This window comes from Acinetobacter sp. 70_2, from assembly GCF_056736115.1.
In genome coordinates this window covers 136196-160837 of sequence record NZ_JBWZIP010000015.1, presented here as the reverse complement: position 1 = coordinate 160837, position 24642 = coordinate 136196, and the positions used below count along the sequence as shown (strand labels likewise).

At 38.7% G+C, this 24642-nt stretch carries 28 protein-coding genes; 18 read left to right on the top strand and 10 right to left on the bottom strand.

Going from position 1 to position 24642, the window contains the following annotated elements; genetic code table 11:
* Nucleotide 1 precedes the first annotated feature (1 nt).
* Nucleotides 2-814 (bottom strand): aminodeoxychorismate lyase, encoded by an 813-nt coding sequence (gene pabC, locus AC1PJ9_RS09795; protein ID WP_311086797.1) that lies wholly within the window; start codon nt 812-814, stop codon nt 2-4.
* A gap of 263 nt (nt 815-1077) precedes the next feature.
* Between pabC and AC1PJ9_RS09790 the strand changes: the two genes are divergently transcribed.
* From AC1PJ9_RS09790 to AC1PJ9_RS09765, 6 genes are all read left to right on the top strand, one after another.
* On the top strand, nt 1078-2085 hold the full coding sequence (locus tag AC1PJ9_RS09790; protein ID WP_002052521.1) for a sulfate ABC transporter substrate-binding protein: 1008 nt from the start codon (nt 1078-1080) through the stop codon (nt 2083-2085).
* Nucleotides 2086-2115: 30 nt separating this feature from the next.
* Nucleotides 2116-2724, top strand: coding sequence for an RBBP9/YdeN family alpha/beta hydrolase (locus AC1PJ9_RS09785; RefSeq protein WP_016804963.1), 609 nt, complete (start codon nt 2116-2118; stop codon nt 2722-2724).
* 80 nt (nt 2725-2804) lie between these two features.
* The gene (gene cysT / locus AC1PJ9_RS09780; RefSeq protein ID WP_004707527.1) at nt 2805-3638 is read left to right on the top strand and encodes a sulfate ABC transporter permease subunit CysT; all 834 of its coding nucleotides are present in this window, start codon (nt 2805-2807) and stop codon (nt 3636-3638) included.
* Nucleotides 3635-4519 carry a sulfate ABC transporter permease subunit CysW gene (cysW, locus tag AC1PJ9_RS09775; protein WP_002052783.1) on the top strand — a complete coding sequence of 295 codons (885 nt, stop codon included), beginning with the start codon at nt 3635-3637 and terminating at the stop codon, nt 4517-4519. Before cysT ends, cysW begins: the two co-directional genes overlap by 4 nt.
* Nucleotides 4520-4530: 11 nt before the next feature.
* Entirely contained in the window at nt 4531-5592 is a 1062-nt protein-coding gene (locus AC1PJ9_RS09770; protein WP_002052588.1) for a sulfate/molybdate ABC transporter ATP-binding protein, read from the top strand.
* A 71-nt stretch (nt 5593-5663) separates the two neighbouring features.
* Nucleotides 5664-6587 carry a CysB family HTH-type transcriptional regulator gene (locus AC1PJ9_RS09765; protein ID WP_263614360.1) on the top strand — a complete coding sequence of 308 codons (924 nt, stop codon included), beginning with the start codon at nt 5664-5666 and terminating at the stop codon, nt 6585-6587.
* A 92-nt stretch (nt 6588-6679) separates the two neighbouring features.
* On the opposite strand, the gene carO is transcribed toward AC1PJ9_RS09765, so the two are convergent.
* A complete protein-coding gene (gene carO / locus AC1PJ9_RS09760; protein ID WP_311086795.1) occupies nt 6680-7420 on the bottom strand; it encodes an ornithine uptake porin CarO type 3 in 741 nt (246 codons plus the stop codon).
* 285 nt (nt 7421-7705) lie between these two features.
* Between carO and dapD the strand changes: the two genes are divergently transcribed.
* The 8 genes from dapD to AC1PJ9_RS09720 all read left to right on the top strand — a co-directional run bounded on the left by dapD (nt 7706) and on the right by AC1PJ9_RS09720 (nt 12779).
* Nucleotides 7706-8527 (top strand): 2,3,4,5-tetrahydropyridine-2,6-dicarboxylate N-succinyltransferase, encoded by an 822-nt coding sequence (dapD, locus tag AC1PJ9_RS09755; protein ID WP_002052807.1) that lies wholly within the window; start codon nt 7706-7708, stop codon nt 8525-8527.
* A 78-nt stretch (nt 8528-8605) separates the two neighbouring features.
* On the top strand, nt 8606-9316 hold the full coding sequence (gene queE, locus AC1PJ9_RS09750; RefSeq protein ID WP_311069425.1) for a 7-carboxy-7-deazaguanine synthase QueE: 711 nt from the start codon (nt 8606-8608) through the stop codon (nt 9314-9316).
* Nucleotides 9317-9356: 40 nt separating this feature from the next.
* A complete protein-coding gene (queC, locus tag AC1PJ9_RS09745; RefSeq protein ID WP_001247780.1) occupies nt 9357-10028 on the top strand; it encodes a 7-cyano-7-deazaguanine synthase QueC in 672 nt (223 codons plus the stop codon).
* A 13-nt stretch (nt 10029-10041) separates the two neighbouring features.
* Nucleotides 10042-10458: a hypothetical protein gene (locus AC1PJ9_RS09740; protein WP_263614363.1), complete on the top strand. Its 417-nt coding sequence runs from the start codon at nt 10042-10044 to the stop codon at nt 10456-10458.
* Between the two features lie 91 nt (nt 10459-10549).
* Complete coding sequence (locus tag AC1PJ9_RS09735) at nt 10550-11236, top strand: Dph6-related ATP pyrophosphatase (RefSeq protein WP_311086794.1); 687 nt, start codon at nt 10550-10552, stop codon at nt 11234-11236.
* 17 nt (nt 11237-11253) lie between these two features.
* Complete coding sequence (locus AC1PJ9_RS09730; protein ID WP_311086793.1) at nt 11254-11715, top strand: peroxiredoxin; 462 nt, start codon at nt 11254-11256, stop codon at nt 11713-11715.
* Nucleotides 11716-11835: 120 nt separating this feature from the next.
* The gene (locus tag AC1PJ9_RS09725) at nt 11836-12405 is read left to right on the top strand and encodes a CAP domain-containing protein (protein WP_311086792.1); all 570 of its coding nucleotides are present in this window, start codon (nt 11836-11838) and stop codon (nt 12403-12405) included.
* 11 nt (nt 12406-12416) lie between these two features.
* Nucleotides 12417-12779 carry a glyoxalase superfamily protein gene (locus tag AC1PJ9_RS09720; RefSeq protein ID WP_311086791.1) on the top strand — a complete coding sequence of 121 codons (363 nt, stop codon included), beginning with the start codon at nt 12417-12419 and terminating at the stop codon, nt 12777-12779.
* A 4-nt stretch (nt 12780-12783) separates the two neighbouring features.
* Here the strand turns inward: AC1PJ9_RS09720 and AC1PJ9_RS09715 are convergent, their stop codons facing one another.
* From AC1PJ9_RS09715 to gstA, 3 genes are read right to left on the bottom strand one after another with little or no spacing between them, the layout of a single operon-like run.
* Nucleotides 12784-13164 carry a nuclear transport factor 2 family protein gene (locus AC1PJ9_RS09715; RefSeq protein WP_311086790.1) on the bottom strand — a complete coding sequence of 127 codons (381 nt, stop codon included), beginning with the start codon at nt 13162-13164 and terminating at the stop codon, nt 12784-12786.
* A 1-nt stretch (nt 13165) separates the two neighbouring features.
* Nucleotides 13166-13378, bottom strand: a complete 213-nt coding sequence (locus AC1PJ9_RS09710) for a 2-hydroxymuconate tautomerase family protein (RefSeq protein ID WP_311086789.1) — start codon at nt 13376-13378, stop codon at nt 13166-13168.
* 12 nt (nt 13379-13390) lie between these two features.
* Complete coding sequence (gene gstA, locus AC1PJ9_RS09705; protein ID WP_311086788.1) at nt 13391-14011, bottom strand: glutathione transferase GstA; 621 nt, start codon at nt 14009-14011, stop codon at nt 13391-13393.
* A 97-nt stretch (nt 14012-14108) separates the two neighbouring features.
* On the opposite strand from gstA, the gene AC1PJ9_RS09700 reads away from it, so the two are divergent.
* Entirely contained in the window at nt 14109-15035 is a 927-nt protein-coding gene (locus AC1PJ9_RS09700; protein WP_311086787.1) for a LysR family transcriptional regulator, read from the top strand.
* Here the strand turns inward: AC1PJ9_RS09700 and AC1PJ9_RS09695 are convergent.
* Nucleotides 15027-15593 (bottom strand): nicotinate-nicotinamide nucleotide adenylyltransferase, encoded by a 567-nt coding sequence (locus AC1PJ9_RS09695; protein WP_004699920.1) that lies wholly within the window; start codon nt 15591-15593, stop codon nt 15027-15029. The two genes, AC1PJ9_RS09700 and AC1PJ9_RS09695, sit on opposite strands and share 9 nt — an antisense overlap.
* A gap of 109 nt (nt 15594-15702) precedes the next feature.
* Between AC1PJ9_RS09695 and AC1PJ9_RS09690 the strand changes: the two genes are divergently transcribed.
* Entirely contained in the window at nt 15703-16503 is an 801-nt protein-coding gene (locus AC1PJ9_RS09690; protein ID WP_311086786.1) for an enoyl-CoA hydratase, read from the top strand.
* Here the strand turns inward: AC1PJ9_RS09690 and AC1PJ9_RS09685 are convergent.
* The 4 genes from AC1PJ9_RS09685 to purL form a co-directional block, all read right to left on the bottom strand.
* Nucleotides 16496-16810 carry a YqfO family protein gene (locus AC1PJ9_RS09685; RefSeq protein WP_311086785.1) on the bottom strand — a complete coding sequence of 105 codons (315 nt, stop codon included), beginning with the start codon at nt 16808-16810 and terminating at the stop codon, nt 16496-16498. The two genes, AC1PJ9_RS09690 and AC1PJ9_RS09685, sit on opposite strands and share 8 nt — an antisense overlap.
* A 68-nt stretch (nt 16811-16878) precedes the next feature.
* Nucleotides 16879-17004: a KGW motif small protein gene (locus tag AC1PJ9_RS09680; protein WP_311086783.1), complete on the bottom strand. Its 126-nt coding sequence runs from the start codon at nt 17002-17004 to the stop codon at nt 16879-16881.
* 192 nt (nt 17005-17196) lie between these two features.
* Nucleotides 17197-18402 (bottom strand): multidrug effflux MFS transporter, encoded by a 1206-nt coding sequence (locus AC1PJ9_RS09675; protein ID WP_311086782.1) that lies wholly within the window; start codon nt 18400-18402, stop codon nt 17197-17199.
* 82 nt (nt 18403-18484) lie between these two features.
* The gene (gene purL, locus AC1PJ9_RS09670; RefSeq protein WP_311086781.1) at nt 18485-22318 is read right to left on the bottom strand and encodes a phosphoribosylformylglycinamidine synthase; all 3834 of its coding nucleotides are present in this window, start codon (nt 22316-22318) and stop codon (nt 18485-18487) included.
* A gap of 309 nt (nt 22319-22627) precedes the next feature.
* Here purL and AC1PJ9_RS09665 point away from each other — a divergent pair, with 309 nt between their 5' ends.
* Nucleotides 22628-23968, top strand: a complete 1341-nt coding sequence (locus tag AC1PJ9_RS09665; RefSeq protein ID WP_004699901.1) for a deoxyguanosinetriphosphate triphosphohydrolase — start codon at nt 22628-22630, stop codon at nt 23966-23968.
* A complete protein-coding gene (locus AC1PJ9_RS09660) occupies nt 23968-24636 on the top strand; it encodes a hypothetical protein (protein ID WP_311086780.1) in 669 nt (222 codons plus the stop codon). The genes AC1PJ9_RS09665 and AC1PJ9_RS09660 overlap by 1 nt, the downstream gene beginning before the upstream one ends.
* Nucleotides 24637-24642 lie beyond the last annotated feature (6 nt).

The following is a 24642-nucleotide window of genomic DNA, read 5'->3' as shown; positions in this document are numbered from 1 at the left end:
ATTAATGAATCTGATTCAAGTTAAGAGTATGAAATAAATTTAGGCACGCCTGTGAATCTAGAGTTTGTTCACCGATTTGAGTAACCACTCGCATTGGATGTAAAGCATTACAAAAGAATAGACTCTGTATTTGTGGCACTTCATCTAGCTCAATTATTCTGACTTCGCAGGCAATTCCCTGGTGCTGCATACGTGCTAAAATTTCTGCACGCATCACACCGTGGACGCCATTATAGCGAAGTTCCGGTGTAATCCATCTATCATTTAAACGAATAAAACAATTACTGCTTACCCCTTCAACAATATAACCTTGTACATCAGATACTAATGCTTCTGCCCAGCCTTGTTGATCTGCTTCTTTTTTTAGCAGTACCTGTTCAAGACGGTTTAAAGATTTAAGTCCAACTAAACTCGGCATGGTTAAACCTAAGGCCTGATTTAAAACCCCACACTCAATAAAATCTGGTTGGAACTGGTCCAATGCTTTTCGATAGAACCAGACATAAATATCTGCTTCATGCTTTGGCAAACTATAACCACGGTCACCTTCACCGCGGCTAATCACAATTTTTAAAGTGCCGTTGAGTACAAGGTTTTGTTTATATAGATGCTGCAAACTCTGTTCAATGAAGTCAAAGTTTGCAGTTAATGCTAGTTTTTGACAGGCAAGTTTTAGACGTTCCGAGTGACGTGCTTTAAGCTCAATCTTATTTTGAAAAACACGAATTGTGGTAAAACATCCATCTCCATAATGAAATGCTCGGTCTAGTAACGGAATGGTTTCAACAGGTTGCCCATTTTTAAAACACCACATGCTTAATCCGTCCTTTCTTAAAAAACCGCCCAACAATACAACACCTTTCATTTAATTAATAAATGACTGATTTTAAAAAATTATACCGATTTAATCAGGACTTTTGAAACTTGTTATATATCAAGATTTAAGAATAGCTTATCCATTTTTTATATTTCTATATTTTTCATATTAAATTCGTTTTTTATTATTTTTTTAGAATAAAGACTAGCGCTATTCTGCGTTCATGTTTTGAACATTTCGTATTTTTGAGGGGTTATCTCATGCGTTTTTCTCAATTAAAAGTCGGGGTTATTGCTGCTCTTCTTTCTGTTTCATCATTTGCAGCTCAAGAATTCTTAAACGTTTCTTATGATCCAACTCGCGAGTTATATACAGACTTTAATAAACAGTTTGGTACTTACTGGAAACAGCGTACTGGACAAGATATTCAGTTTAAACAATCACACGGCGGTTCTGGTAAACAGGCTCGTGCAGTGATTGATGGCTTAAATGCTGACGTTGTGACATTAGCTCTTGCAGCTGATATCGATGAAATTGCAGAAAAAGCAAAATTGCTTCCTACTGATTGGCAGAAGAAGTTACCACAAAACTCTACACCATACACATCAACAATCGTGTTTTTGGTACGTAAGGGTAACCCTAAACAAATTAAAGACTGGGGTGATTTAATCAAACCAGGTGTAGAAATTATTACACCAAATCCGAAAACTTCTGGCGGTGCTCGCTGGAACTACCTTGCAGCTTGGGCTTGGGCAAAACATCAACCAGGTGGTAACGATGCTAAAGCACAAGAGTATGTCCGCCAAATTTATAAGCACACTAAAGTTCTAGATTCGGGTGCACGCGGTGCAACCACGACTTTTGCTGAACGTGGCATTGGTGACGTATTACTCGCTTGGGAAAATGAAGCTCACTTAGCTGTTCGCGAGCAACCAGGCAAATTTGAAATTATTACCCCGTCTCTTTCGATTTTAGCTGAACCACCAGTTGCTGTTGTTGAGAAAAACGCTGCCAAAAAAGGCAATCTCACCATCGCTAAAGGTTACCTTAACTACTTGTACTCACCTGCTGGCCAAGAAATTGCAGCACGTAACTTCTACCGCCCTCGTAATGCAGCTGTACTCAAAAAATACAGCAATGTATTTAAGCCATTGAAACTCGTAACAATTGATAAAGAGTTTGGCGGTTGGACAAAAGTGCAAAAACAACACTTTGATAATGGTGGTGTTTTCGATCAAATCGTGAAAATCAATAGTGCAGAGAAGTAATTCTTTGTACTAACGATAAGGAGAACAGACATGACTCACTCTGTAATTGTTCCAGGTGTAGGTGGAAGTGAACATCAACATTGGCAATCTTGGTTGCAGCGTCAACTCGTGTCTAGTTCTCGTGTTGAGCAAAAAAACTGGGATAGACCCGTATTAAGTGAATGGATTGAGCAATTTGTTAAAACTGTTCAAGCAGTACAAGCACCCGTGCAAATTGTTGCGCATAGTTTCGGTTGTTTAACAAGTGTTGCTGCTTTGGCTGAGCATCCTGAGTTACAAGTTCAAGTTAAAAAACTAATTTTGGTTGCTCCTGCAAATCCGGCACGTTTTGGTGAAGCAGGCTTTGCCCGTCATAGCTTGACTGACTACAAAGATTATTTTCATCAGTTAAAAATTAATGTGCCTACAACACTACTGATTAGTGAAAATGATCCTTGGTTAGATTTTTTTGATGCTTTACAACTTGCTAAAGCGTGGCAATTAAACCCAATTAATCTTGGGCAAGTCGGTCATATTAATGTTGCTTCTGGTTTTGGCCCATTCCCTGATTTACTGAACTATCTACTTCCTGAAGACTCGATGTGTAGCCACTCATCTATTGATCCGGTAAAGACACATTTCTCTTTGAAATTTGCTTAATACCCAGCTTTATACCGCCCCGTTTATCTTTATTTATTTGCTTACTGGTTTCAGCAGGCTTTTCTCTTTGAGGAAATATCATGTCGCAGCGATCCCGAGTGCTGCCTGGGTTTGGTCTATCATTGGGCTTCACCCTCGCCTACGTTTCTTTTATTGTGCTTATTCCATTAGCCGCAGTCTTTATCAAATCATTTGGAATCGGATGGGACGGACTATGGGAAATTTTAACTTCTGAACGTATTTTAAAATCGCTTCAACTCAGCTTTAGTTCAGCTTTAATTGCAGCGTTTATTAATGTTGTATTCGGACTACTTTTAGCTTGGTGCCTTGTCCGTTATAACTTTCCCGGAAAACGTCTGGTTGATGCCTTAGTAGACTTACCTTTTGCACTTCCAACAGCAGTTGCAGGTATTGCGCTTACTTCGCTTTATGCCCCTACTGGCTGGATTGGTCAATATTTAGAACCACTCGGTATTCATGTTGCTTATACACCTATCGGGATTACGCTAGCTTTAGTATTTATTGGTATTCCTTTTATTGTTCGAACTGTTCAACCCGTACTAAGCGATATCGAAACTGAGCTTGAAGAGGCTGCTTCTGCACTTGGAGCAAATCGCTGGCAGACTATTACTAAAATTATTTTGCCAATATTACTACCTGCTCTATTTACAGGCTTTGCTTTAGCATTTGCCCGTGGCGTGGGTGAATATGGTTCTGTAATTTTCATCGCAGGTAACCAGCCGTTTAAAACAGAAATTGCCCCGCTCATGATCATTTCTCGCCTTGAAGAATATGACTATGCAGGTGCAACCACTATTGCTGCGGTTATGTTAGTTCTCTCTTTCATTATTTTATTTGTCATTAACTTACTTCAAGCATGGGCAAACCGTCGTACAGGGAGAAATATCACATGAACCTACATACCGACAGCAATGCACTTGCTTTGAAGCTACAGTCTCGTGATGCAACTCGTGAACCGACTTGGGTACGTTATACGCTCATTACAGTTGCACTGATTTTTTTCCTTAGCTGCCTCATGTTGCCACTTATTTTGGTTTTTGTTGAAGCATTTAAACAAGGCCTTGAAGTCTATGTTCAGGCTTTAATTGATCCAGATACGTTGTCAGCGGTGAAATTAACATTACTCACCGCAGCGATTGCCGTACCGATTAACGTGATATTTGGTGTTGCCGCTGCATGGGCTGTTTCCAAGTTCCAATTTAAAGGCAAAGCCATTTTAACCACCATTATTGATATGCCTTTTTCAGTTTCACCTGTTATTGCAGGTTTAATGATTGTACTGATTTTTGGTGCTCAAGGTTGGCTAGGCGGCTGGTTAATGGACCATGACATTAAGATTTTATATGCCGTGCCTGGAATTGTTTTAGCGACCATCTTTATTACTGTTCCTTTTGTTGCACGTGAATTAATTCCTCTTATGGAAGCGCAAGGAACAGAGGAAGAAGAAGCAGCAATTGTACTTGGTGCCTCAGGCTGGCAAACCTTTTGGAAAGTCACTCTGCCTAACATTAAGTGGGGTTTAATTTACGGCGTGATTTTATGTAACGCGCGTGCAATGGGTGAGTTCGGTGCAGTATCGGTAGTTTCTGGCCACATTCGTGGTGAAACCAATACCCTGCCACTTCATGTTGAAATTTTATACAACGAGTACACCTTTAGTGCAGCCTTTGCCGTGTCCTCATTACTTGCTTTCTTAGCCTTATTAACACTGGTATTGAAAACTTGGTTAGAACTACATCAAGACAAACCAGAACCGCATTCAACTGATTCGTAAGGAATGAAATCATGAGTATTCAAGTTAAGAATATTGAAAAACACTTTGGTGCATTCCATGCGCTTAAAAATATTTCCCTAGATTTTCCAGAGGGTGAACTGGTTGCGCTACTCGGACCATCTGGCTGCGGTAAAACGACACTACTTCGTATTATTGCTGGCTTAGAGTCAGCCGATGGCGGTCAAGTGTTACTTGAAGGCGAAGATGCAACCAATGTACATGTTCGCGAACGTCAAGTTGGCTTTGTATTTCAGCATTATGCTTTATTCCGTCATATGACTGTATTTGACAATATTGCCTTTGGTTTACGCGTTCGTCCTCGTGCGACCCGTCCTTCGGAAGCTGAGATTAAAAAACGTGTTACTCGTCTGCTTGACTTAGTTCAACTGGGCTTTTTAGCAGACCGCTACCCTGCTCAGCTTTCTGGTGGTCAACGTCAACGTATTGCTTTAGCTCGAGCACTCGCTGTAGAGCCTCGTGTGCTATTGCTCGATGAACCCTTTGGTGCACTAGATGCTAAAGTCCGTAAAGAATTACGTCGCTGGTTACGCAACTTGCATGACGAATTGCATATTACTTCAATTTTCGTAACCCATGACCAAGAAGAAGCTCTTGAAGTGGCTGACCAGATTATTGTGATGAATAAAGGTAACGTTGAACAAATTGGTTCACCACGTGAAGTCTACGAAAAACCTGCAACACCATTTGTATTTGATTTCTTGGGTCAAGCAAATCGTTTTGAAGGTGAACATGCTGGCGGTATTATCCGTATTGGCAATGATCGTATCGAATTACCGACTACAGTTCAGGCACCGCAAGGAAAAGTGATTGCTTTTGCCCGTCCGGATGAGTTACATATTCATTCGCAACCACAGGCAAATACAATTGAAGCAACTTTTGTACGTGAAGTCTGGATTGCTGGAAAAGTAGTGGCGGAATTACAAGATCGTAATGGACGTTTAATTGAGATTGCTCTGAGCAGTGAAGCTGCAAAACAACATGCATTTAAACCAAATCAAACTGTTTGGGTGAGTGCATCTCAACTTCATCTATTTGCAGATCAAGTTGCTTAAGGAATTATTTGGTGAGGAGCCATCTCGTGGAATTTAAAGCCGTTCCTCACCTCTTTCGAGGAAAAGTGTAAATGAACTTTCAACAATTAAGAATTATCCGAGAAACAGTACGCCAAAACTTTAATTTAACGGAAGCATCTGCCGCGTTATACACCTCTCAATCAGGTGTAAGTAAACATATTAAAGATTTAGAAGATGAATTAGGTGTACAACTTTTCGTTCGTAAAGGTAAACGTTTACTTGGTTTAACGGAACCGGGCCAATCACTACTTAGCATTGTAGAGCGTATGCTTGTAGATGCGGAAAATATTAAACGTCTTGCCGATGACTTTAATAAAGTGGATGAAGGTACGTTAACAATTGCGACAACGCATACTCAAGCACGTTATGTACTACCACCAATCGTCAATCAATTTAAAAAGCTGTTCCCTAAAGTACATTTGATTTTGCAACAAGCCAGTCCTGTCGAAATTGCAGAGATGCTTTTACAAGGTGAAGCCGATATTGGTATTGCGACAGAATCTTTAACAACTGAAGAAAATTTAGCAAGTATTCCATACTATCAATGGCAGCATAGTATTATTACACCGCAAGAACACCCACTTGCCAAACTCGATAAGATTGATCTTGATGCGTTATCTGAATATCCACTGATTACTTATCATGGTGGTTTTACAGGTCGTTCTAAAATTGATAAAGCATTTGAAGATGCTCAAATCGATGCTGATATCGTAATGTCCGCTCTTGATGCCGATGTTATTAAAACGTATGTAGAACTTGGTATGGGTGTCGGAATTGTCAACGATGTTGCTTACGATGCAGAACGTGACTATCGTTTAAAGCAAATTAAAACTGATATCTTTGGTGTTAACACCACATGGATTGCTGTTCGTAAAGGTCATCTCTTACGTGGTTACGGTTATGAGTTTATTTCTTTATGCTCACCTGATGCCGACATTAAAGCACTGAAAAAAATTGCTTATCCAGATGAATAAAAATTAAGAATAAAATAAAAGAGCTAAATAGCTCTTTTATTTATTTTATTAAGTACAAAAAAACGAGCCGAAGCTCGTTTTTTTAGTATTAATTACCAGTAGAAGTTCACACCAACTTTACCCACTGGTAACCATTTGTATTTGTCATCGTTAGCAATTTTACGAGCTTCCGCATTTACTGCTTCTTCAAGTGATTGGTCACCAGTCGTAACTGCTGAACCTGTTGAAACAAGCTTAACTGTTGGGTTACCAGTATAGTAAGCGCCTACTTCACCAAATACACCCCAGTTTTTATTGATTTTAGGTGCAAAACCAAAACCTACGTATGGAGCAATATCATTTTTATATGACATTTGACCATTAATTTTTACACCATCAGCACCCGCAATAAAGTCTTGGTTATTTACACGGAATGAACGAGTCGCATCAACGTTACGAGTTAAATCATAATCGTTATCAAGGTAAGCTGCCCCAGCAGCTACATATAAGCCTTGAGCCCAACGGTTAGTACTTGCACCCCATGGACGAATCTCAGCATTTAAATAAACGTTGTTATTATCCATATCAAGGTCATATGTTGAACCATTGACTTTTACATCATCAGACCAAGAAATATCACCACCGTTATAACCCAATGCTAAACCAACGTATGGGTTTGCTTGCCATAATAAAGCACCACCGTAGCCCGTAGTACCAACTTCAGCACGAGCGCCCACTGGAATTAATTGGTTTTTATCGAATGCATAACTGTCATGAACAACAGCTTCATCTGCCATTGCAGCACCAGCAGCAAGTAAAGCTGTAGTTGTCACTAAAACACGTAATACTTTCATCGTTTTCTCCTCAAGAAAAGGCTCTGTTTTTAATTTATTCAGCTTGTGACAAAAATTATATTCAAGAGCATAGATTCTTTTTTATACAAAAACTGCTAGATTTCTGTTATTTTTTGATACAAATTGAGTTAAATTTTTATTTTCAAATCATTTTTGTGTAAAAAACACTTGATTATCTAATAAGCTTTTCCACTTTAACTCTCGCTTTAAACGTAACACGTTTTTTCAAAGATTCTTGTCACAAATTAGTGTAAAATCTTTAAAATTTTTTATGGAAGGAAGATCATGTCTCAGCTTTCTACGATCATTGAGCAAGCATTTGAAGACCGCGCAAACTTTACTGCAGCAGATTGCTCAAGCGAAATTCGCCAAGCTGTTGAAGAAGCAATTGCTGGATTAGATAACGGTACACTTCGTGTTGCAGAAAAAATCAATGGTGAATGGGTTGTTCATCAATGGTTAAAAAAAGCTGTTTTATTATCATTTAAACTCAATGACAATAAACCAATCGAGTCATGTGATCTTCGTTTCTACGACAAAGTTGAAACTAAATTCTCTGGTTGGACTGAAGAGCAATTTAAAGCTGCAGGTGTTCGTGTTGTTCCTCCTGCTGTGGCTCGTCGTGGTAGTTTCCAAGCTAAAAATGTGGTGTTAATGCCATCTTATGTCAACATTGGTGCTTATGTAGATGAAGGCACAATGGTTGATACATGGGCAACTGTAGGTTCATGTGCTCAAATCGGTAAAAACGTTCACTTGTCTGGTGGTGTTGGTATCGGTGGTGTTTTAGAGCCATTACAAGCTAACCCAACTATTATTGAAGACAACTGCTTTATCGGTGCGCGTTCTGAAATCGTTGAAGGCGTTATTGTTGAAGAAGGTTCAGTCATTTCAATGGGTGTCTTCATTGGTCAATCAACCAAAATTTATGACCGTGAAACTGGCGAAATCCATTATGGTCGTGTTCCTGCTGGTTCAGTTGTTGTGCCAGGTAACATCCCATCTGCTGACGGTAAATACAGCTTATACGCTGCAATTATCGTGAAAAAAGTTGATGCGCAAACACGTGCAAAAACAAGTTTGAACGATTTGTTACGCGCTGACTAATTTCAGTTTGATCAAGCATCTCTACGGTCAACACTGATCGTAGAGATTTTATTTTTTATATAGTGTGGTATTTCTAGAATGGCTTCCTTACGTTCCTCTGCAATTCCTGTCTCTGACCCTGCGTCTGGTTTACGCATTACCGAGATTTTTTACTCGTTGCAGGGTGAAGCAAATGCCTCTGGTTTACCGACTGTATTTATTCGTCTCACAGGCTGTCCTTTACGTTGTACATATTGTGATACCACCTATTCTTTTGAAGGTGGCGAGCGTTTATCACTCGAGCACATTATTGAAACGGCTGAAAAATATCAAACGCCTTATATTTGTGTGACTGGTGGTGAACCCCTAGCACAGCCAAATTGCTTAATTTTATTACAACGTTTATGTGATGCTGGCTTTGACGTTTCTTTAGAAACCAGTGGCGCTCTTGATGTCTCAAAAGTAGACCCACGTGTTTCTAAAGTTCTCGATTTAAAGACTCCAACTTCTGGTGAAGAACATCGTAATCTCATCAGTAATCTTGACTACTTAACCTCACATGACCAAATCAAATTTGTGATTTGTAACCGTGAAGACTATGAATGGTCAAAACAACAAGTTGAACAATATCAACTGCAGACCAAAGTCAGTACCGTTTGGTTCTCCCCTGCCTTTGCAGTTGAAAAAGGTGCTGTTGGCCTGCCACGTTTAGCACGTGATCTGGCACAGTGGATACTGGACGATAAACTGCCTGTACGTTTCCAGCTACAGTTACATAAACTGCTCTGGAATGATGAATCAGGTCGTTAATCGCTCAATAAAATAAATCATTCCGAATATGGAGAAAAATATGCGCCCTCGTGCCATTGTTTTACTTTCAGGCGGCTTAGACTCAACCACTTGCCTAGCTTGGGCACAAGCGCGCTATGAATGTATCGCTATTAGTTTTATGTATGGTCAACGCTCAACCACTGAACTTGATGCAGCAAAAGCATTAGCTCAGCGTGCAGGTGTTGAACACCGTGTAATCAATATCGATTTAGCCAATTTAGGTGGATCTGCACTTACAGACCATAACATTGCTGTACCAGAACAATTACAAGAAGGCATTCCTGTAACTTATGTACCAGCACGTAACACAATTTTCCTTTCATATGCCTTAGCTGCGGCTGAAGTATTCAATGCTGAAGCGATTGTGATTGGTATCAATGCTGTTGATTATTCAGGATATCCTGATTGTCGCCCAGAATTTATTGATGCTTTTGCCAATATGGCTCGTTTAGCGACCAAAGCTGGCGTTGAAGGAAAACCACTTAAATTTGAAACACCCCTGTTACATTTATCCAAAGCGAATATTATACGTTTAGGGATTGAACATGGCGTAGACTATAGCCAAACGGTATCTTGCTACCAAGCAGATGCTCAAGGACGTGCGTGTGGCAAGTGTGACAGTTGCCGTTTGCGTAAAGAAGGCTTTATCGATGCCGGCGTTACCGATCCAACACGCTATATACCGCAATAAGTAGGTAAAATTTATGAAGTTGTTAAAATCAAATCTTATTCTTTCATCTTTATTCTCAGCAGCTGCACTTATGGCTGGTTCTGCTCAAGCAGCTGAAAACCCAGTTCAAGCAGCATATAAAAGCACTAACGTTAAAGGTGCATTAATCAACGTTTGTAAAGACCAAACTGCAAAAGGCGGTAAATTAAGTTCAGCTGAAGTTAGCAAATTCTGTAGCTGCCAAGTTGATGCTCAAGGTAAAGTGACTGAAGCACAAAAATGGGAAATCCAAAGCGCAATTAATGCGAAGAAAAGCCCAAGCTCTTTAGCTTTTGTACAACAACAAAACCGTGATCTTAAAGCATGTTTCGGTCCTCAGTTAACAACTAAGCTTGAGAAATTAACTGAAGAAGCAATGAAAGCGGCTCAACAACAAGCTCCTAAAAAATAAGCTTTTGTTGCTCCAAATTAAGCCTGCATTTATGCAGGCTTTTTTTATTGCTCTGTTAAAATGACACCGATCTCGCCATTCGAAATAAGCCATGCAAGAACAATGGAAAACTAACGCAACAGATAAACGATCTATTGTCTCATTTAGTGGAGGCAAAGACAGTTCTCTTGCACTCTACCATGCTGTGAAAACTGGCAAGGTAATTGGTTTAATCGTTATGTTAGAAGAGCATGGTCAACGCTCTCGTTCACATGCAATGCCACTTGATATTATTCAGGCGCAAGCACAAGCAATTGGCTTACCTGTATTTATGGCTTCGTCTAGTTGGAATGACTATGAAACTAAGTTCATTAGCTTACTGAATGAAGCCAAACAAAAAGGTGCAGAGGTACTGGTTACAGGTGATTTAGATATGCCTGAACATGGTTGTTGGCATGACCGTGTCACTCAAACAGTGGGGCTTAAATTAGGCATGCCACTCTGGCTGCGTCCGCACCGTGAAGTGGTTGAAGAGTTCATTCAACTTGGATTTAAAAGTGTAATAGTCACTGTTAATCTTAAACTAGGAATGAAAGTAGAAGATTTAGGTCAAGTTTTATCTTTAGAATATATCCAAGAGCTTGAGAACCGTGGCATTGATCCATGCGGTGAAGGCGGTGAATTTCATACCACTGTCATTGATGGTCCAATTTTTAACAAAGCTATTCCTGTAAGAAAACTCGATATTGTTTATCATGAAGAATATGCTTTTCTACCACTTGAATTAGATCAAATTTAACTTTTAAAGGATAAGAAATGTCTGAAAATATTCAACTGCCAAATCAGGTTTTCCCAACTACACACGGCGAAGTTAATTTAGCTGAAGTCGACAATGAATGGCTGATTATTTACTTCTACCCTAAAGATTCAACTCCAGGCTGTACTACACAAGCTGTCGGTTTTTCTTGTTTAAAAGACCAGTTTGATACTTTAGGTGCTCGTATTTACGGTGTTTCGCGCGACTCAGTGAAAGCCCACCAAAACTTTACAGAAAAGCAAGCACTAACCATTGATCTCATTAGTGATAAAGAAGAAGTGCTCTGTAATCACTTTGATGTGATTAAAGAAAAGAATATGTATGGAAAAAAAGTAATGGGTATTGAGCGCTCTACTTTCATTTTCCATAACAAAACTTTAGTTAAAAGCTACCGTAAAGTAAAAGCTGCTGGCCATGCAGAACAAGTTCTAGAAGACTTAAAAGCATTGCAATCAGCTTAATAAACTTAAGTAATAAAAAGCGAGTTGAATACTCGCTTTTTTACACGCACATAAATTGCTCAGCCATTTTAATTTGGCGTATGATAAAAATGTTAAAATAATTCGAATAATGGCATAGCGATGAATCTACTAAAAGTTTGTACTTTATTACCTTCTAGCCTTGTTATTGCTGCTTGCTCCGTTAACTCATCAAGTAGACCTCCTCCCCTTAACTCATCTACCCCACAAGTTCAGAAATCCCCTATAGAAATAAGCTGCGAAGATTTACAAAACCCTGCTTATCAACAAGCTATTCTTAATACAATTAATCAGATTCGCCAGCAATCACGCCAGTGCGGTCAGCAATATTTTTCTGCCGCTCAACCTTTAAGTTGGAATAATAATTTATATAAAGGCGCACTTTCTCATAGCGAAGATATGGCGACACATAACTTTTTAAGTCATGTTAGCTCAACGGGTCTGGACTTAAAATCACGTTTGAAACTTTACAATACGCTTAGTAAAGCCAACGGTGAGAATGTCGCGAGTGGGCAGAAAACTTTAAATGAGGTGATGTCTAAATGGTTATCGAGTCCCCTACACTGTAGTAACCTAATGAACCCCAAATTCACAACTTATGCAATCGCTTGTGCTTCTGATCAGTCCGCTAAACAAAAGAGTTACTGGGCACAACAATTTGGTACACGTTAAAAGGAAAAATGATGCAATCTGGTTCGATTACCCCTATTTTAAGAATTTTTGATGTCGCGTTAGTTCAATCATTTTATCTTGATTTCTTAGGCTTTCAGCTTGATTGGCAACACCAATTTGAAGATAACTTTCCGTTGTATTTACAAATCTCCAAAGATGATTGCATCATTCATCTCTCTGAGCATTTTGGAGATGCGAGTCCTCATAGTGCAATCCGTATTTATTGGGAACATATTTATGAATTACATAGTGAACTCAGTCAAAAAGATTATAAATTTTCTAAACCTCAGGTTGAAAAAACAGATTGGGAAACACTTGAACTCAGCATCACCGATCCTTTTTCCAACCGTATTATTTTTTGGGCAGATGCTTAATCATTCAGTCCGCTAATATTTGATAATGGAATACTTTCGATATGATCTTCCATTTCCCATCTTCAAACACAAATGTAAGTGCATCATAAAAATATTTAGGGTGGATAACGCATTCAACATGTACTAGTGCCAACCGTTCATTAATCAAATTGATTGAATTGATTTTATCCTGTCGTGTTTGTCGCTTTGAAGCTGGAGAAATTCGACTCGCAACAATCGGAAAATATTCAGCCATGCTAAGTCGTAGTACGGGTTGCTCGGTTACATTGATATATATAGCATCAGGATGAAAAACATTATTTAGAAGTTGCACATCACAAAAATACAAACCATCAAAATATTGCTCTAGTTGTTTCTGAATCTCAGTAATAGGATTATTTTGCATTTTAAGTACTCAAACTTTGTCTTTTTCGTATCGCAGAAACAGTTTCACCTGCAACACCCCAGTTATCGGTTTCAACTTCATTAATGACCACAAATGTAGTAGCCGGATCTTTATCAAGTATGCGAACCATAAGCTCCGTTGCTTCTCGAATTAACTGTTGTTTCTGCTGTAGCAAGACATTTTCTTTAGTAATTTGAATTAAGATATAAGGCATACTCACCTCCTTTTATAATTTTCTTTCATAACAAGGAGATTCTGCTGCAATAGCATCTTGAACGGTTTGACGCTCGGCAATTCTCTGCATAAAACTTGCTAAATGCATAAAGTGCTTTAGATCAAGCCCAATAAAATCAGCCCAGCGAGTAACAACAAAAAGATAAATATCAGCAATCGTAAAGTTGCTTCCTGTTAAATAATTTTGCCCCTTTAATTGTTCATCAATCTGTGAATAGTGTTTATTGAGGATGATGCTATATACACTTTTGAATTGTTCATTATAAGAGTCATTGAAAAATGGCGAATACGCTTTATGAATTTCAGAAGCAATAAAATTCATCCATGAGAGAGTCTTGTAACGATCGGTGGTATTTATTTCAGCTAATAAATCTTTTCGTGACGACTGGTCAACAAGAAATTGGCAAATTACAGCGCCTTCCGTTAACAATGAACCATCATCAAGCTGTAATAAAGGTACTTGTCCTTTTTTATTAAGTTGGTAAAAGTCTTCACCCTTTTCTGTTAAATGCTGGTGTAAATCGACTTTGATTAATTCAAATGCAAATCCCAGCTCTCTTAAAACAATATGTGGCGCTAAAGAACAGGCATTTGGTGAATAAAATAGTTTCATAAAATAACTCCATACAAGGTATGAAAATCATCTTATTGTTTACTTATATGTGCTTAAATAGCCCGGAACTCAAATCATTTTTTACATGGTGTAATAAATGGCTCAACAGCTAAAAAGAATGATGTTTAGTAGCGTAGAGCTATTTTGCTTAGTCGCAGAAAACGAAAGCTTTTCCAAAGCAGCACTTCATGCAGGTGTTAGTCCAGCAGCGGTAAGCCGTTCAATTGCCCGATTAGAAAAACATTTAGCAACACCACTTTTTATGAGAACGACTCGACAAGTACGTTTGACACCACAAGGAAAAATGTATTTTGAGGAATGTAAACAAGCATTAAATCAAATTTTAGAAGCTGAGCAACAACTTAAAAACCAAAAGCAACAACCCTCAGGTTTGATTCGCATCAGCGTACCAACACCTTATGGGCATTACCGAATATTGCCATTATTAGCAAAATTCTCACGACAATATCCTGTCATCGAAGTTGATGTTCAACTCACCAATAAAAATGTGGACTTTATTGCTGAAGGATATGACTTAGCAATTCGTGGACGACAATTTGCTGATTCGAATTTAATTGCACGTCAGCTTGAACAAGCTGAGCTAATTGTGGTGGCTTCACCAGAATACTTAAAAAATTTCGGCACACCGCAGATCCTTGACGATTTACAGCATCATCAATGCATTCAATTTGTGTTACCTAGTACAGGAAAAAATGTACCTTGGTTATTCAATTCAAATCATCAAACTATTGAATATCAAAGCACAGGTAAGATTCGTTGTTTAGATGATATTTTAGGTACTGTCACCTTAGCAAAACATAGTGCAGGATTATTACAAACCTACCGTTTTATAGTAGAAAAAGAGCTTAAAAATGGAGAGTTGCTTGAGGTTCTTACAAAACTTTCAGGAACTTCACGTCCTTTTTCTCTCCTCTACCCACATAAAAAACACGAATCTTTTCATATTCGTGTTTTTATTGATTTTTTGATTCAAGAATTAAAGCCACAAACTGAGTTAATTTAAATTACTTTTATCATCTATGAGATATTTGCGTTGTAGTTCAGCATAAACTTCAGTTTCTTTAAATTCATCTAGAAATTTAATCGTTCCTACTGGAAAAAATTCCGTTTGGATTTCCCCACGATAATATGCTTCACGCATTGGAGTGGCTGAAATAGAATCCTTTAAGCTATCCAGTTCCACCATAATCCACTCAGGAAATAGTCTCAAATAATAAGAAGACTCATCCTTAAAATGCCCAATCAAACCAACTTTTGAGTTCGGTTCTATTACACCATTTACCAGTGATTTGACTTGTTTTACCCACTTCTCATCATTATAAACATCTACGACATGTACAAACCGAATACGCTTTTGCTCATCCGGTGAAAAATTTGACAAGATCATTTGCTCGCGCTCTACTGCTAAGAACGGATTCTTAATATTGCGCTCCATTTGAGCAGAGCCTAATGCTAAAACGACATAATGGCTTTGCTGCAAAGCAATTTCAATTGTCTGCATATGAGCCAAATGAAATGGTTGAAAACGCCCTATAAAAACGAGATAGTCAAATGTATACATAATGAGTTTTTCACTTTTTATGAACTCACCAGTTACGCTTATTACAAAAAATATGCGCCATAATGAGAACCTAAAAATCAACAACGTGGTTTAAAGCAAGGATAGTACGATGACACTTAGCTGTATTCAACAACCTCATCAACATTTACAAGCAAATTTACAAGGTGGCGTACTCACCTTAGCCATAAATCGCCCAGAAGCAAAAAATGCATTATATGGCGAACTTTACTTATGGATTGCTCAAGCACTTGATGAAGCTGACCAAAATAAAGATGTACGAGTAGTTGTTTTACGTGGTGTTGAACAAGATTTTACCGCTGGTAATGACATGAAAGACTTTATGGGTTTTGTACAAAATCCTAATGCAGGTCCAGCTGGTCAAGTTCCTCCATTTGTACTCCTTAAATCTGCTGCCAAATTATCAAAGCCGCTTATTATTGCAGTAAAAGGTGTAGCAATTGGTATTGGTGTTACGATTTTATTACATGCAGACTTAGTTTTTGCTGATAACACTGCCCTATTCCAAATTCCATTTGTAAGTCTTGGTCTTTCTCCTGAAGGTGGTGCAAGTCAATTATTGGTTAAGCAAGCAGGTTATCACAAAGCAGCTGAATTACTGTTTACTGCAAAAAAATTCAATGCAGAAACTGCTCTACAAGCAGGCCTAGTGAATGAAGTGGTGGAAGATTCTTATGCATCCGCTCAGGCAACTGCTCAGCACTTAACAGCATTACCGCTTGCTTCGTTAAAACAAACAAAAGCATTGATGAAGCATGATCTGGATAAGATCATTGCATGTATTGATCATGAAGCTGAAATCTTTATGCAACGCGTTCAATCACCTGAAATGCTAGAAGCTGTACAAGCATTTATGCAAAAACGTAAACCAGATTTCTCACAATTTAACTAATATCTAAAATTTGGATAAATTCAAAGGCAGGCTCTTCATAAGGATGGCTTGCCTTTAATGCTTTCGCAACCTCACTTGCCTTTTCTTCTAGTACAATTGTTTCAACGCGCCATTCTTCAACTTCTTCGAGTTCACCCAACTCACCAATATAAGGATCAGCGCCTTTGACTGGTTTAAACTGCCCTATCCCTTTGACTTGCCATGCGCAGTGTTCATAGTTACCTATACCACCTGCTCCAGCAGCAAATATAGACTGTTTAGTCGACTCAAGATGTGACTCGGGTACGTAATAAACCAACTTTAACATGAGTGGAATAACTCAAAACTATTGAACTTGCTTTAAATCATACCGTTAAAAAAGCTTCTAAATCAAAGTCAGCTCATCAGTGCCAAATAATTTGCTCCAATAAAAAGAATTTGAATAGCAAGCGCCAAGCCGAATAAGCGCCAGCCTCTGTCCTTTGTATACATCGTTCCTATATGATTTTTGTTTTTCATCATTTTGATCTCCGATTTTTATCGTTGTTACAGAGAAAGCAAAAATTGAACCAACCTCAATCCAAGCATAAGGGGTTAAATATACATATGTCTATACTCTTACAAATTTTCTTAAACTTTATAGAACTATAATCACTGACCTTAAGCTCAAAGAACTTTTAAAATTCAGAAAGCTATCATTATTTCTTAACTCTTTTAGACATTAGATTTCTTTAAATATCTATTCTCATATACGGTCATCATAAATGCTAAACCACATAAAATGACGAAGCCGCAAGTCATTGGAATTAATGTACCGTTATATAACTGCCCAATAATAGAGGCAAGAATAAGTGACAATACAGACGAAGCTGCACCAATAATGGCCGATGCCATTCCAGCTACATGTCCCATAGGTTCCATTGCAATCGCGTTTAAATTACCAAATAAAGTTCCAAATAATAAAAATAAAATGCAGGCATAAAGCATAAACATCCAGAATGACACAGCCACGCCTAAAAGTTGAATTCCTAAGAAAACCAAAGAAATTAAGCACAAACCTAGAAAGCCATAAATACAAATTGGACGCATACCAAACTTCATCACAATTTTAGAGTTGGTAAATGAAGCAATTCCCATCACACCAGCAAGCACAGCAAAATAAGCACTGAATTCTTGCCCAGTTTTACCAAATTGCTGCATAAAAATTTGTTGAGAAGTTCCCAAATAGCCAATAAACCCACCAAAGCAAAAACCTGCACATAGCAAATAACTCATGGTGGTCTTATTACTTACGACTTCTTTAAAGCCCTCTTGAAATGCTTGGAAACGCATAGGTAAACGATTTTCAGGGTGCAAGGTTTCTTCTAATCGTAAAGCGACCCATGCCCCAACCACTGTGGCATAGACCATGTATAAAACAAAAATGTCGCGCCAACCAAAAAAATGAATAATAAGCTGCCCCAGACTTGGTGCAATCGCTGGCGCAACCATAAACACCATCATAATTAAAGACATGATACGGGCCATTTGAGCACCGCTGTATTTATCTCGCACAATTGAAATAGAAGCAACGTAAGGTCCAGAAACCCCAATACCTTGAATAAAGCGCCCTACTAAAAACCATTCAAAACTTTGTGTGGTAAAACACAATAAACTTCCCAAAAAGTAAATGATGATGCCAGTAAATAAAATGCGTTTACGCCCGATCGCATCGGATAGTGGTCCCGCAATAAGTTGCCCTATCGTCATACCAGAAAAAATACCAATAATGACCCACTGCGACTGGTTATTATTTTTTAAGTCAAAAACTCGTCCAACCTCACCTAAAGCGGGTAGGACTGCATCTATCGAAAAAGAAACAATAGACATGAGTAATGCCATCAGAAGTGCAAACTCACGGAAATGGATTTTTGATTTCATTTTTCTTCTCTACTATTTATTCTATTTACATTGTACTACATACAAATAAGCCACCTTACGGTGGCTTATTTCAATTTTTATATTAACCGATAAATTTACGTGCGTTACGGAACATACGTAACCATGCACCATCTTCAGTCCACTCTTCTGGACTCCAAGAGTGTTGAATGGCACGGAAAGTACGCTCTGGGTGTGGCATCATGATCGTTGCACGACCATCTTTAGATGTTACACCAGTAATCGCTTCAGGTGAACCATTCGGGTTCAATGGATAATGTTGAGTCGGGTTACCGTGACTATCAACATAACGCAAAGCAACTTGGTTCGCTGCATTCAAGTTTGCAATATCAGTTTCACTCGCAACTGCACGACCTTCACCATGTGCAACAGCAATTGGTAAAATCGAACCTTCCATACCATCAAGTAATACAGAAACAGATTTTTCAACACGAACGTTTACGCTACGCGCTTCAAAAACTTCTGACATATTGCGGTGGAAACGTGGCCAATGTTCAGCACCCGGAATAAGCGGTGCTAATTGTGACAACATTTGGCAACCATTACAGATACCTAAGCTAAACGTACCTTCACGGTGGAAGAATTGTTCAAACTGATCACGTAACTTCGCATTGAACAGAACTGATTTTGCCCAGCCACCGCCTGCACCCATTACGTCACCGTAAGAGAAACCACCACAAGTCACTAAACCTTCGAAATCACTTAGGCTCACACGACCAGCAAGTAAATCGCTCATGTGTACGTCAATCGTATTAAAGCCAACTTTGTCGAAAGCTGCTGCCATTTCAATATGACCATTTACACCTTGCTCACGCAAGATTGCCATATTAGGACGACGGCTATTAATAAACGGCGCTTCAATAGGTTCATTTAAATCAAATGTAGGTTTTGCAATTAAACCTTGATGTGATTTATCAGTAATTAAAGCAAATTCTTGATCAGCAGTTTCAACGTTATCACGTAAACGTTGGATCTGATGAGATACCTCAGACCAAGCTTGTTGTAACTCTGCACGCTCTAGTGTTAAGCCATTTACAGATAATTGATCGGTGTTATTTACGCGACCAACTACAGCAATTGCATCTTTCAAGCTAGAAGCAGCAACTTCTGCTTGTAAAGCTTCCCAATCAGCTGCTTTGATTTGAACTACTGCACCAATTTCTTCTGCAAATAAACCAGCAGTAGTTTGGTTTTCTAATGCCACACCTAAACGTGAAGCAAACATCATTTCAGCTACAGTTGCGAGTAAACCACCATCACCGATGTCATGGTAAGCTTGAATCAAGCCACGGTTATTCCAGTCTTGAATTAAAGCAAAGAACGCTTTGAAATCATCAAAACTATCAACATCTGGAGTGATTGAACCAATTGCTTTATATACTTGAGCAAGAATCGAACCACCTAAACGGAACTGACCTTTAGATAAATCAATACGTACAAGTACTGAATCTTCTAAATTCTTAAGTTCAGGTGTTAAAGTCTTACGAACATCAGCTACAGGAGCAAATGCAGTAATTACGCCAGTCATTGGAGATGTTACAGCTTTATCTTCGCCGTTATCGTTCCAAGTGGTACGCATTGAAAGTGAGTCTTTACCTACAGGAATTGCAATTCCCAAAGCAGGACACATTTCCATACCAATCGCTTTCACACCTTCAAACAGTGCTTGGTCTTCACCTTTTTGACCAGCAGCAGCCATCCAGTTTGCAGAAAGTTTGATATCGCTAATTTGTTCAATGTTTGCACATGCAATATTGGTAATTGCTTCAGCAACTGCCAAACGAGCAGACGCTGCTGGATTTAACAATGCAACTGGTGGACGCTCACCCATTGCCATTGCTTCACCAGTGAAGCCTTGTAGGCTTGTAGTTGTTACTGCTGCATCTGCAACAGGAATCTGCCAACGACCAACCATTTGGTCACGTGCAACCATACCAGTAATTGAACGGTCACCAATGGTGATCAAGAATGACTTAGACGCAACTGTAGGATTTTTCAATACACGGAAAATCGCATCTTTCAAATCAACTTTTGAAGCGTCAAATTCGTTACCTTTACGCTCAATTGTTTCATAAGAACGTTGCATACGCGGTGTACCACCAAGCATCACTTGCATTGGGATATCAACTGCATTGTTTTGGAACAATGGATCTTCAACAGTTAAATGACGTGCTTCTGTTGCTTCACCCAAAACAGCAAATGGACAACGTTCACGTGCACAGATTGCTTCGAACTGTTCTAAAGACTCCGGACGAATTGCAAGAACATAACGCTCTTGTGCTTCATTTGACCAGATTTCCATTGGGCTCATGCCCGGCTCTAATGAAGGAATCTTACGAAGATTAAGAACTGCACCTAACTCGTGGTCATTTACAAGTTCAGGCATTGCATTTGATAGACCACCCGCCCCAACGTCGTGTACAGAAACGATTGGGTTGAAGTCTTCTAAGCGCCAGCATGTATCGATCACTTCTTGACAACGGCGTTCCATTTCTGGGTTTTCACGTTGTACAGAAGCGAAATCAAGGCTTTCACCCATTGTACCGCTGTCTACAGAAGATGCTGCACCGCCACCAAGGCCGATTAACATTGCAGGGCCACCCAATACAATGAGCAAGTCACCTGGTTGAATCGCATCTTTTTCTACATGGTCAGGACGAATGTTACCGTAACCACCAGCGATCATGATTGGCTTATGGAAGCCCTTCACTTCACCATTTACGTTTTGTTCGAAAGTACGGAAATAACCATTTAAAGCAGGACGACCAAATTCATTGTTAAATGCCGCGCCACCTAATGGACCTTCAATCATAATTTGTAATGGCGATGCCATACGTGAAGGTTTACCGTAGTTTTCTTCCCAAGGTTGTTCAAAACCAGGAATATTTAAGTTAGAAACTGTAAAGCCTGTTAAACCAGCTTTTGGTTTACCACCACGACCAGTTGCACCTTCATCACGGATTTCACCCCCTGAACCAGTTGCAGCACCAGCAAATGGAGAAATTGCTGTTGGGTGGTTGTGAGTTTCAACCTTCATTAAAATATGAGCAGCTTGGCTCTTATATTTATAAACAAAGTGACCATTTTCATCCGCTTTTGGATAAAAACGCATAGTGTCATAACCAACAATTACAGAAGCGTTATCTTTATATGCTGATAACACATCAGTTGGTGATTCTTTATAAGTATTTTTAATCATTTGGAACAATGATAATGGTTGTTTTTCACCATCAATTGTCCATTCAGAACCGAAGATTTTATGACGACAGTGTTCAGAGTTTGCTTGTGCAAACATCATTAACTCGATGTCATTTGGGTTACGACCAAGTCGAGTGAACGCTTCGGTTAAATAATCAATTTCTTGCTCAGATAAAGCAAAACCAAATTCGTTATTGGCTTTTACTAATGCTTCTTTACCTTCACCCAAGATATCAATTGAGTTTAAAGGTTTTGGAGCTGTTTCTGAAAAGAGCGCTTTTGCATCATCAATTTGAGCAAAAACAGTTTCTGTCATACGGTCATGAAGTACTTGTTTTACTTCATTAGAAATTTCAGAAACACCTTTTAACGTAAATAAAAGACCACGTTCTAAACGGTGAACTGGCGTATTACAGTTCTTGAAAATATCAGTTGCTTTAGAAGACCAAGGTGAAATAGTACCCACACGTGGTGTTACTAAAATCTGAATCTCATCACTTGCAGGTTGACGAAGTTCAAAAGACTCACCGTCATTTAATAATTGCAAAGCAGATTGATGTTGCTGCTCGTTGAGCGCTTGATCAAACAAATAGACCCATTGGCTGTCAAAAGATTGAACAGAACTAATTGACGATAAACGTGTTAATAGTTGAGCTTTCTTAAAAGAAGAATGTGCTGCTGCACCGGCCACGATAAACATGTTGATTTTGGCTCCACGGGCAGGTCTTGTGAACCTTACCGCAATGTGACTTTAGAGAGAGCGCATATTCTACTGTGTCTTGCTAAAATCAGCTAGATGTAGAATCAGTATTCTGTAACCTAATTCTGCAAGAAGTGATGTGTTTTTTGTTCAAAATCATTTTTTTAAGCATTATAGGTAAAAATAAATTGTTTCATGTTTATTCAATAACATAATAAAACCTGAACTAAGACAAACTATGTCGCACCACGCTAGTGCTTTTAAGTTTTTTTTGGCATGATCAGGCTTTATAGTTTTGAATAATGATAAATGGAACAAATGCGTTGGTTAGAACTGCTTTCTGCGGTTCGTTTAGGCAGTAAAAAAAGCAGTACAGAGTTGGCTCGTAGCCCCTTTCATAAAGATTATGACCGCATTATATTCTCGCAAAGTTTTCGTCAGTTAAACCGTAAAACTCAAGTTCACCCTTTAGCACAGCATGACGGTATCCATACCCGTTTAACTCACTCCCTTGAGGTTTCCTGTATTGGCCGTTCCATGGGTATGCTGGCAGCCGAAAAAATAAAAGATGAATTGCCCGTTTGGATTTCTCCTGCCGATGTCGGCGCAATTATTCAAGCAGCCTGCCTTGCTCACGATATTGGCAACCCACCCTTCGGTCATGCAGGTGAATATGCAATTCGTGAATGGTTTGACGATGCATCACATAATGATTTTCTAAAAAAATTAACGCCCGAAGAAGAAGCCGATGTTCGTCAGTTTGAAGGTAATGCTCAAGGTTTACGCCTATTAACCCGTATTGACTATCATCCAGATGATGGAGGCATGCGTTTAACTTACGCGACCCTAGGCGCATATTTAAAGTATCCTTGGCTTTCAAAAACAATAGCTTCTCAAGGTGATCGTCCATCACACCAACGAGCCAAATTTGGTTGTTATCAGTCTGAAAAAGAAATTTTAAAGCAAATTGCTGAACAGCTTGGTCTCATTCAATTAGGTGAATATCACTACTGCCGTCATCCACTCACCTATTTATTAGAAGCAGCAGACGATATTTGTTATGCCCTCATTGATTTAGAAGATGGCATTATTTTAAATATGCTGAATTACCAAGAAGTTGAACCGATTTTCCTCAACTTAATTGCAGATTATGGCCAACCTGAAGAGTTATCAATGCCAAGTAGTACATGGCAACAAAAAATTTCGGCATTGCGTGGTCGTGTCATGAAACGTTTAGTTGATGAAGTCACTACCGCTTTTGCCAAACATCAGTATGAAATTATTACAGGTCAGCTGCAAGGTAGCCTTTTACAATACTGCTCACCAGATATTGCTAAAGGGATTGAAACAGCCAAAAATCTGGCGCGTGAAAAAATCTTTGAACACCCACAGAAGTCTGGTTTAGAAATTATTGCACATCAAAGTTTGCAAACTATTCTTGACGCGTTTGTACCATTAACCATGCCGCATAAATCTTTAAGCTTTAAAGAACAACGTTTAATGTCGATCCTTCATTTGTACGGTGCCCGCTTTAGCAATAACCACTACAGCAATATCATGCAGGTACTCGATATTATTAGTAAGTTTTCAGATCATCAGGCTTATAGCTTGGCGCAAGAGCTACAAGGTAATAAAATAGGTCTGTTTTAATGATAAGTAGACATGTTGATAGAGGGCTTTATCCATCATCTTTTATGTATTCAGATCAGTGGGTAAAATGTCCTAAGTGTTCTCATCTGAGTATCCTGAAATATGACAGTCCTTTGTCACCAGTAAATGCGCCTTATCAAGGAACTTTTTCTTTTAGTTGTTTAAATTGTTGTTATCAAATTAAAGCTGAAGAGAGCTCAATATCGAGTCGTCACAATGGTCATTTTTACGCCACAGCTTACCAGCGTTGCCAAAGTTGTGGTGGGTCATGGATCAAGGCAAATCAAAAGCTGAATAATTCAGGAGCTTATCCTCCGTATATTCAAGCTAAATGTCATCTATGCCAAAAATTTTCAAAATTTGAAAAATATAATGTAGCTTTTGTTTTAGACCAAAAATTTGGTTTTACAAACTATGGTCTTGAACTTTATCTAAAAACTTCAAGTAGGCATGGAGACATATACGTTTATAGCCCTGCACATTTAAAAGAATTAAAAATATTCATTGACGCTAATTTAAGAGAAAGAACTAAACAGACTGGTAATAACAGTTATTTTTCACGTCTACCTGCATGGATAAAATCCACACGAAATCGAAAAGAAATTTTAAAAGCCATTTTGCGTTTAGAACAAATGGCATCTACTATTCAACCATTAACAAATAAGTGAAAGATT